Annotated in this window: 5 protein-coding genes and 1 pseudogene; 1 reads left to right on the forward strand and 5 read right to left on the reverse strand. The window is 66.2% G+C overall.

Going from position 1 to position 9,527, the window contains the following annotated elements; genetic code table 11:
- Positions 1-600: 600 nt before the first annotated feature.
- Positions 601-1,556 (forward strand): annotated as a pseudogene (locus AB0F82_RS30575) (IS481 family transposase).
- A 29-nt stretch (positions 1,557-1,585) separates the two neighbouring features.
- Here AB0F82_RS30575 and AB0F82_RS30580 read toward each other — a convergent pair.
- The 5 genes from AB0F82_RS30580 to AB0F82_RS30600 all read right to left on the reverse strand — a co-directional run bounded on the left by AB0F82_RS30580 (position 1,586) and on the right by AB0F82_RS30600 (position 8,758).
- Complete coding sequence (locus AB0F82_RS30580; protein WP_362633191.1) at positions 1,586-4,003, reverse strand: hypothetical protein; 2,418 nt, start codon at positions 4,001-4,003, stop codon at positions 1,586-1,588.
- A 480-nt stretch (positions 4,004-4,483) separates the two neighbouring features.
- A complete protein-coding gene (locus AB0F82_RS30585) occupies positions 4,484-4,945 on the reverse strand; it encodes a hypothetical protein (RefSeq protein ID WP_362633193.1) in 462 nt (153 codons plus the stop codon).
- A gap of 426 nt (positions 4,946-5,371) precedes the next feature.
- Entirely contained in the window at positions 5,372-6,169 is a 798-nt protein-coding gene (locus tag AB0F82_RS30590) for a hypothetical protein (protein WP_362633195.1), read from the reverse strand.
- A 4-nt stretch (positions 6,170-6,173) separates the two neighbouring features.
- Entirely contained in the window at positions 6,174-8,165 is a 1,992-nt protein-coding gene (locus tag AB0F82_RS30595) for a hypothetical protein (RefSeq protein ID WP_362633198.1), read from the reverse strand.
- 158 nt (positions 8,166-8,323) lie between these two features.
- Complete coding sequence (locus AB0F82_RS30600; RefSeq protein WP_362633200.1) at positions 8,324-8,758, reverse strand: hypothetical protein; 435 nt, start codon at positions 8,756-8,758, stop codon at positions 8,324-8,326.
- Positions 8,759-9,527: the final 769 nt, after the last annotated feature.

Consider the following 9,527-nt stretch of genomic DNA (forward strand, 5'->3'; position numbering starts at 1 on the left):
CCAGTAGCACCGGATAGGTGGGCCTCAGTGGTGCATAGATGTACCCCTAACCCTGTCTGGCGGTGCCGTCCGCTCACAGCGGGAAGAAGGCCGGGATCATCTACCGTCCAGCAGCCCTCAATTCGCTGTCAGTAAAGCCTTCTTAGCGGGTATGGCCGCCAGTGCTGTCGCGATGAGCGAGATGGCGACCATGGATGCGAATAGGTGCGGGTAGCCGCCTAAGGGGCCGGCGAGGGCGGCACCTGCCCAGGGGGCGAGGGCTGCGGTGATGTGGGCTGGGGCTCCGAGGAGGGTGGAGAGGCGGCCGCAGTGGGTGGTGCCCCAGCGATCGGTGCCGGCGGTGGACTGAAGGAGGGTGACGTTGCCGCGGACGGTGCCTGCCAGGACCGCGAGGACGACGAGTAGGGACATGGGGCCCGCGATGAGCGCAAGCTGCCGTGGTGGTGCCCCCAGGGCGATCAGGGCGGCGGTACGGGCCGTGACGGATGCGCGGGCGGAGCCCGCGTAGAGGGTGCGGCCGAGGGCCTGGCCTGCCCCGCCTAGGTATAAAACTGCCGGACGTTGGTTACACATGGGTCTTCGAAACGACGGAGATCTGCCATGCCCCCTTCGCTGCAACAGCAGCGGGACCGTCAGGCCCAGCATCGCCTGGCGGTCTTGCGCCACGCCGAGGAAGTCACCGGGAACGTCGCGCTGACCTGCCGCTACTACGGCATCAGTCGGACAAATGGCTGCGCCGATACCAGGATGAGGGCCTCGAGGGCCTGCGGGACCGCTCCAGCAAGCCCCACCACTGCCCGCACGCCACCGAGGCCGACGTCGTCAACAAGATCGTCTACCTCCGGCAGTACTACCACTTCGGCCCGATGAAGATCAAGATGTACCTCAAGCGGTACCACGACATCGACATCGCCTGTTCCGCCGTCTACCGCATCCTCAAGAAGCTCGGGATGAACCGGCTGCCGGCCTCCCAGCGCTACACCCGCTACGAGAAGCAGCAGCCCGGCAACCGGGTCCAGATCGACGTAAAATTCATCGAACCGATCGGCCTCCCGGAACAGACCCCAGCCGCGGCGCCGGTCACCGCAGCCCTCCCCAAGCGGTGGCGGCGAGCGAAGTACTACCAGTTCACCGCGATCGACGACTGCACCCGGCTGCGGGTCCTGCGGGTCTACCCGCGATGCGATCAGAAGACCGCCGTCCAGTTCCTCGACTACGTCCTGGAGCGCCTGCCTTTCCGGGTCGAGGTGATCCAGACCGACAACGGAGCCGAGTTCCAGTCCGCCTTCCACTGGAACGTCCTCGACAAGAACATCGCCCACACCTACATCAAACCGGCATCACCGCACCTCAATGGCAAGGTCGAACGCTCCCACCGCATAGACGCCGAGGAGTTCTACCGCATGCTCGACGGCATCGTCATCGATGGCACCGGCGTCTTCAACGACAAGCTCCGCGAATGGGAGGACTACTACAACTACCACCGCCCCCACGGCGCCCTCGGCGGTCAGACACCCTACGAACGCCTCAAGCAGAAGACCCAGACCCCGCTGTAATCAAGCTCCGGCAGTCACACACCTAGGCCCTACCGTCTCCCCTCGAAGGTGATCCCGCGCATGGCTTCGACGACCGTGGGACGTGGTCCAGAGTCCGGAGCCTCCCCATCGAAGGCCACAATGAAGCGATCGCTGCTTCCTACCTTCCACCGCACACACTGCATAACCCCTGAACCCATACGGTATTCACCGCCCTTCATCCCGGCCACCTCGGCGGCATGCAGCACCTTCGAGGCGGCGCCGGTACACCCGGGATCGGTCCAAACGCCCTTCACCACTGCGTTGATCACCGGGCATCTCTCGAGCTGGGTGCGAAGTGCTTCGGTGCGGCCATTTCCGGCAAAGACGGCCGCCGAATCCCTGAGTGGAACGACGTTGGCCACAGGTAGGACCAGCGCCATGACTTCGGCATCGGGCGCGGCATCGGGCGCGCTCGGGCAGGGGACGGGTTTCCACCCCGCAGGCAGGGGCGTAGACACGCGGTACCTGCCGCGTTCGACCTGGGGCACCGCGACCGACCTCACCAAGGCTTGGGCGGTGGCGCCCACCAGCACCAGGCCGACGAGCGCACCCAGCAGGTAGACGCGCACCGGCTCCGTCCGATCGTCACTGGGTGGCGGTGCGGCTCGCCATCCCGGCGACGGCCGAGCCGGCGCCGGCACCCGCCAGCACAGCAGTACAAACGCCAGGGGAATGGCAATCAGACGCCACTGCGGGCGCTGCTCCGTATTCCATTGCGCCTGGTCGAACCCCGCCGCGAGAGCGAGGGCGCTAACCGCCAGCAGGATGCTCCAGGCCGCCATCGACAGCACGACGCGGCCCACAGGTCGCCGTTGTTCGTCGCGGGTGTCCACGGCGAACCGCCAGACGACCGGGAGGAGGAGGACGTAGGCGAACAGTTGCGACTGGACGGTCTCCGGGATGAACCCTTCCAGGGAGAACGCCAGCAGGGTCGACGCGAGCAGCACGACGAGCAGGTCGTGGGGCTGAGGTGTGCGCCGGCGAACTGCGCCGTACACCAGCACGACGATCACCGCGAGGGTGACTGCGGTATCCAACAGGGTCACCGACATCAGTGCGCGCCCGGCCCGCTCACCGGCGTCCCACAGCGCGAGCTGTACGCCGAAGGGGAGACCGACCAGGCACGAACTCGCGGCGAGGACCGCGCCGTCCGTCCGGGCCCCCCGTGCGAGGAGGACCGCCCCCACCGTGCCGGTGGCCACGACGGTCACCAGTGGGGAGAAGCGGATCAGGTGGGGGATGGCATCTTGGACATGGCTGGTGACCGGGTCCTGCCACAAACCAGGAAGAAGCGTGGTGGCCACACCTTGGAAGTAGGGCAGCGCGACGATCACCAGGCTGGGCAGACCGAAACCAACGACGAGCAGTACGGTCACCGGCCCCAGATGCCCAGACGCGAGCGGCCGGGCACGGGTCCGCCCGTAGACGAGGCAGGCTGCGAGCACGAGCACCGCCACGAGCGCCCACTGGGCCCACACACCTTGGTCCCAGGTCTGGTTCCCTCCGCGGTGGCCGAACGTCCCGGCGAACCCGAACCCCAGGAAGACGGCCTTGCCTAAGACGAGCGCCACCAGCACGCCGTGGGCGTGAGAGGGTCGCCACCGGGCCGCGGCCCGGGCCGTGGTGACATTGGCGTCGGCGACCTCGGGCGCGGCGATCAGCGCGAACAGACCCAGACCGCCCAGCAAGGAGATGTACAGGAAGTTGCTGAGGAGGTCCAGGCTGACGGCCGACGGAGGTGCGGTCAGCTGCTCCGTGGCTTCGGCACCGACGTTAAGGATGGAGGGCAACGGATTGGGGTCGTGTGACAGTCCCGCCCACAGCAGCAGGGCCGACCACACGGGAACGCTCACGACCATCGCGTAGCGCACGGGGTGGGCGGTGAGCCGGCGCAGTGGAACCAGGAGCACGGCCGCCGACGCCAGCATCGAAAGGGCCGCCGCGTACAAGGCCCACGGGGGCACGGTGACAATGCCGAAGTCCACCGAGGGGAAGGGCGTGAGGATGCGGCTCACTATCCTTGCCAGGCGCAGGATCCTAACGTGGAGGCATCCGACGACGGCGGCCGAGGTCACGGCCACAGCGGCCAGCCACCAACGGGCCCGCCGTGCGGCGATCGAGGCGATGCCCAGTGCCCACAAGGCCGTCGCGAGCGTCACGAAGAGGGCGACGGTCCCCGCGCGCGAAAGCCGTCGCCCACCGCTGCCGGTGATCACCTCAGTCCCGAGCAGCGGTACACCGTGGAGGAGGAGGGCCACACAGCCGCTGGCCAGGCTCACACAGGCGAGGAGGATCGCCTTGTCGTAGGGCGCTCTCGCGAGACCGGGGCGGATGATCCGCGCGGCTGCGTACCGGCGGATCCGGTCCCTCCGACCGCCGCCCGCGGGCGGTCCTGGCGTTTCGGTCGAGACAGCAGACTCGTCCACCGCAGCTCCCACACCTCGAGGGGACTTCGATCATGCCTGAGTCCGGCGTCGCGGGCGCACGACACTCCGACCCTGTTGACGCGAGGGCGGGACAGGTGGTCAAGGCGAACTGCGGACCGCGAGATTGTTCGGCATGGCCACCGATTCCTCCCTCGATCAGACCCAGGAGCACCCGCACCGTGGCCGTGGCCTCGTCGGCCATCGGGCTGCGTACGGAGGTGAGCGCCGGGGTGGTGTAGCGGGAGCACCCATCCGGGCCTCGGTCCCGGCGCCGAGATTCTCGGCCCGGACCTGCGCCGCAAGCACATCCTGGACCCACCCGGCTCATCCCAGCCCGACCCGTACGCCAGCCTCCAGCCAGATCATTTTCTGTGCACTACGACCTGGGTTGCCGAGTGGAGCTTGGTACCGAATGACGGTGCACGATACAAGTCAGCGGTGGCGTCGACCTGCGCCGATGACGTCCTGCGAGAGTCCCGGTCACGACAGCTCGAGCGGGCCATCCGGGAGCCAGCCTTCGATGTATCCAGCGGTCAATAGAACCACCCCTTCGGGGAAAACTTCCCGGCGCCGTCGTCGTAGCTGCGTCACCGTCCACAGTGCATGGGAACTGGTCATGCACTGCACGGCAGTCGACTCCTTATCGGTGACGCGCACGATGAATACCCTGGAGGCGGTTCTCCGGTCGGACTCCCAGAACCCCTCCCGCCGTGACTGGTGCAGCCCGTAGAGGGCCGAGAAGCGCGGGCTATGGACGCCGAAGCGCTGCCGTAGAAACCGGGCGGCCTGCCCGAGGTAGTCGGCTCCCGTGTCCAGCCGCACCTGCGGCACCGTCCAGCCGCGACAGCACGCCCCACAGAGAAGTAGTCGACGCTGGTCATCGAGGATCAGCAAGAACGCCCGCCGGTCGAACCGGGGCCACGGCAGGTAGACGTCGTTCATGCCCACACCTTTGATGAATGCTATTCAAATAGCAAGGCGCCAGGCCGGGGGGGTGTACACCACTCGGATGGTGCCGGCAGAGCGGGCTTGGGCGATGGGTACCGGTGGCTGCGGGCGGCTCCACGTGATCAGGAGCCAGGCGACCGGCACGTATGGGGAAGGCCGTCGGGGAGGTAGTAGGCCCCGACGGCCCAACCTCAGGTGGATGAAGGAGGCTCAAGGACCGGCTCATCCGTGTCGGCTTGCGTGGCCTGGTGGCCAGCCGCTCGGTACACGGCTTCATCAGGGTGCCGCTGGACGCGTGAGCGTCGCCATGCCACATCGAAGGAAATGTTGCCGTTGCTGGCCTTTGCCATTCGCCGGGCTAGCCAGCTTGTCCTGGGGGAAAGCAGCCAGCGCCAGACTGCTGTGCTCAATGAGGACACCTCACGTGAGTGGCTCCGGGGGCTGGGTTCGTGCGGCCCCTACGTCGCCCGTCGCCATTTGAAGGGGTCGATCGCGCAGGGCCTCGACCTGATCCGCGTGTTGGGGTCGATGTGCGCCGCGCATACCGGCAGCCAGAACCGTGAAGAGCATCTCCTTCTGTGATGGCGCGGAGAACGTGTCCAGGAAGCCGCGCAAGATCTCCAGCAGTTCGTATTCGGTGTCACGGGCCCCTTCCGGCCTGTACCGAGCGAACATCCGGCTGATCGCTTCGAGATCTTGCTGCTTAGGTGGACTGGCCAAGTCGATGGCACCTGCGTCGAGCCACCGCGCCAGGACTGCAGCAGGGTGGGCGTACTGCGCGGCGGCAGCGTCGGTCCGCTGCCGCGACCTTGCGTCTTCGATGGCTTGGTTGCGTCGTGTCGCCAGCAGGGCAGCCACAGCTGTTTGATCCTGTTCAGACAAACCGATCGTGATGCTGGCGCTGTACGTGATGGACGGATCGGCAGGCAACGGCCGCTTACCCCGCAGATGGCGCGAGGCGAGGTCCTGCACCGCCGCGAGGTCAACGGCCTCCTGGTCCCGAAGGAACAGCGAGGCCGCATCCCGCGCGCTGATTCGGATCTCTGTGGCGAGTTCGCCCACGTCCCGCGGATAGGGAGGCTCTGCGTGAACCTGTACCGAGATCACGGCATGAAAGGTGATCCCGTCGTGACGGCTGGGTAATCGCGCCTCGATGCGCTCGAGCTGGCGATGCAAAGCCTTGCGCGCTCTCTTGGGCGACTCCTTGTCCCATGGCATCGACCTACGGCTCCGGCGCGAAGGTGCCGCGAGCTGGCAGCCGACTGAAGAAGTTCAAGTCCCTACGCAGGTCGATGATCGCCTCGTCGTAGGCAACCCCAGCCACCCCGTAGATGAGATCGGAGATGGGCAAGGTGTACAGCTGCCGCTCGACGATCCGGTCCAGGATCTCCTTCACGGCCTTGGCGTCGATGTGGCCCGCAGCCCGGGCACGAGCCCAGCCGTGAAGAACTTGTCGACACTGGTCATGGACGCCAGGCTCCTCCAGTGCCGCCGTCCAGCCCTCGACGAGGGCATCGGCGACCTCTTGGTCCTGCTGTGCCGAAGCCAGAAGAACCTGCAGGGCCTGGGGATCCGGCTCGGGGTCAAGGACGGAGAGGAATGCGCGGGCGCCCGCGAGCGAGCGGCTGTCCTTCGCCCATTTGCACACCGTCTCCCATACGCGCGGCAGCTGGCCCAGCCCCGTCGCCATGTGCCGCAAGGATGCCTCTGCCTCACGCACCGCTGTATCGCGTTCTGGGCGGCGCAGGATGTGGCGCAGTCGTGCGAGTGCCTGCAAGGGGTAGTGCTCTGCGAGGGATCCCCGGCAGACCAGGGCGATGACCCTGGCGACCGCTTCACTCGCCTGGTCACTGCTGGCCCAGTCGATGAGGCGCTTCCGTACGAGCGGGCCCAAGGCATCGGCCTCTGCAGCCTTGGCCAACACGCCAGCGATTAGGACCAGGTTGAGCTCGCTGCTGGTGTCGCTGATCCAGCCCTTGATCGTGTTGACGGCGCTGACGTCATTCTCCGCGATGGCGAGATCAACCAAGAGTCCGGTGATGGAGGTCAGACGGACAGCGCTTGTGTTGGCGGCGACGAGTCCATCCAGCCATGTGAGCAGCGGTTCATGGACATCGGGACGTTGGTGCCACAGGTGAATCAGGACAGCCCTGGCATAGCCCGGTTTGTCATCGAAGGAGACGGACCTCCCCGCGACTGTCGCGCCCACCGCCCTGAGGCGTGTCGTCAGATCTGGGCCGGTCAAGATCTTGCGGACGCTGCTCTCAGCATCTTCGCCGAGCAGCTGGCGAGCGTGATCCTGGACGGTCACTGCCTCCTCGCCCCTCAGGAACAGGGCCGAAATGAGCAGAGCTCTGTCCTCGGGAAGCTCTTGGGTCGTCGTGAAGACCTGCTCAACCCGCTTGCTCCACTGCTGGAACGAGTTGGTGGCGGTCTCGCGGCCGGCATCCGAGTCCTCGACGACAGCCGCTACCGCCGCCAGACGCACGGCGTCAGCGGGACTCGTGCCCTTCGTCAGCAGGTGGGCCAGCGGACCTGGAGGGAAGGATTCAATCCATGAAGCGCGATCCGGCACGTCATAGATGTGCTTGAGATGTTCCGCGGCCACACGGTGAGGGGACGGCCTTGTCTTCGCGCGAACGAGCACCCCACCCAGTGCCCCCGACTGTTCCTCAGGCCAGCCCCGCTCATCGGCGATGACAACCAGGTACGAATTGGCCCGCCGGAGATTCTCAGCGTGCTTGATCAGCGCGGTGGCCGTCGAAACCGAGTCCGCCCAACCCTCGATTTCGGATGCGACGTCCAGTAGGTACACGACGCCGGACTTCTGGGGAAGCAAGGAGACATCCGGGGCCTCCGGCTTCTCCCAGTCGGGCCGGATCTCCTTCATCTGCAAAGGCTCGCCGTCGGCAGTCGGCGGATCGTGAGCCACGAGCCAACCCGTCCGCAAGCCGATGGAACGCTTGCCCAGACCCGGAGCACCAGCGATGACCGTCAGGGCTGGCCCCGCTGTCCTCAGCAGCCTTTCTGCCTCCGCGACCGTCGGCAGGTGTTCGTCGTGTGGCCCCTGCCCCACCCAAGCGAGTTCGACTGCCTTGAGCTCGAGCTCGGGGATATCCGTTACCGGAAGCGTCTGCCTGCTGTCCATGCTCACGTGGCCGACGTCGCCGCCGGCCACGACGACGATTGAGCCGTCGAGGTTGGCTACGTTCACGTTTGCCGACCGGAGCAGCTCACTCAGCTCACCACTCGTCGGCACAACCGCGGGGGAGTCCTTGATCTGCGCTCCGGTGAAGTCACCCTCACCCGTTGATACCTCGGGGCTGGAGCCTTCAGGCTCTGACCGTTGGGGCCCGAAATGGTTGACCTCAGTCAACGGGCCACCCCCGGGCTGTTGTAGCTGACCGACCCGATCGACCCGTTCGACACCACGACCTGCGAGTTCGTGTTTCCGGTCGCGGTCACCTGCGGGGCGGACCCGCTCTCCTCGCTGGTCCTCTCAGTGACCAGAGCCTGCAGGACAGCTGCCGCCTCGGGGTGCTTCATCAGGAACGCCGCCAGCTGGATCGCCACCTGGGTGCGCAGCTCTTCCGACACGGCGGCACGCTGGTGCTCCGGGCTCTCCACCAACCTGGCGTGGCGGAGATCGAGGACCTGCAGCTCGGCGGAAACCGATTCCTCCCCGCCCTGGCCGAAGAAGCGGGCCATCGCATCTCGGGCGCTCTGCCAGCTGGTCCTCGCCATCTCGGCGACCAGCACCCCCGCACCGCTGGAGGCGACCTCCATCACGTTAAACGCATCCGTCACAACGCTTCCCCCTTCGGCCACAAACCGCCGACGCATGGACAGCTCAGAGTGCGAGTGGCCGAGGAGTGCAGCAATCAGAATTACGTTCTCGTCTGGAAATAGGTCGTCATGCACACAGAAACCTCGCAGGCGCATGCCGGGAGACGTCGCAAATCGCGACGGGGTAAGCGCAGGTGGCGCGGGGTTCAATGGACACCCGGTTCATTTCTGTCGATCAGGACTGTTCGAATAATCTTTGGCCGAAATCGGCAGGCGGATCAGAGGTTAGAGTTGCTGGTGAGGTCTGTGGGGAATCTGATGCGACTCATACCAGCTACAGCAGTTGGGGGATTCAGATCTCTCATTTTCCGCGTGTCGCGAATTATTCATGCCTGATCAATAGGTGCGGCGTTCGAATATGTATCTCTCGGCAGAATGGGGAGGTCGCACGCAGCTACCCGCCGCGTAGGCCGGTTCGGTGCGTGAGTCGGCTGGTGGATCGATGGCCGTGGCCCCAGCGCTGCGCGCTCTTAACCGTCCCGTGCTGCCTGTCCAGAGAGCGCCCAGCGCAGGTCGGGCAGGCGCTTAGGTGGGTGGGATGGCGGGACTCGGTGTGTATGTCCGGTGGAACCTGTCGCAGGTGCTCGGTTCGGTTGAAGCGTTGCCGCTTGGTCCCGAGGGGTCGATCTCGCGGTCCTAGTGCTGTGACCGGGAAGGTTCGCCGGGTTGGGTGGTCAGGCCGCGGTGGGTAGGGGTCTGCCGCCCCAGCGGAGGCCTCTTTCGCTGCGGA

The sequence above is a fragment of the Streptomyces virginiae genome (genome assembly GCF_040638905.1).
GTDB classification, from domain to species: Bacteria; Actinomycetota; Actinomycetes; order Streptomycetales; family Streptomycetaceae; genus Streptomyces; species Streptomyces virginiae_B.

Bases quoted from the DNA above. Each gene is read 5' to 3' on its own strand.
- AB0F82_RS30585 (WP_362633193.1), bottom strand. From the start codon at position 4,945: ATGAACGACGTCTACCTGCCGTGGCCCCGGTTCGACCGGCGGGCGTTC.
- AB0F82_RS30590 (WP_362633195.1), bottom strand. From the start codon at position 6,169: ATGCCATGGGACAAGGAGTCGCCCAAGAGAGCGCGCAAGGCTTTGCAT.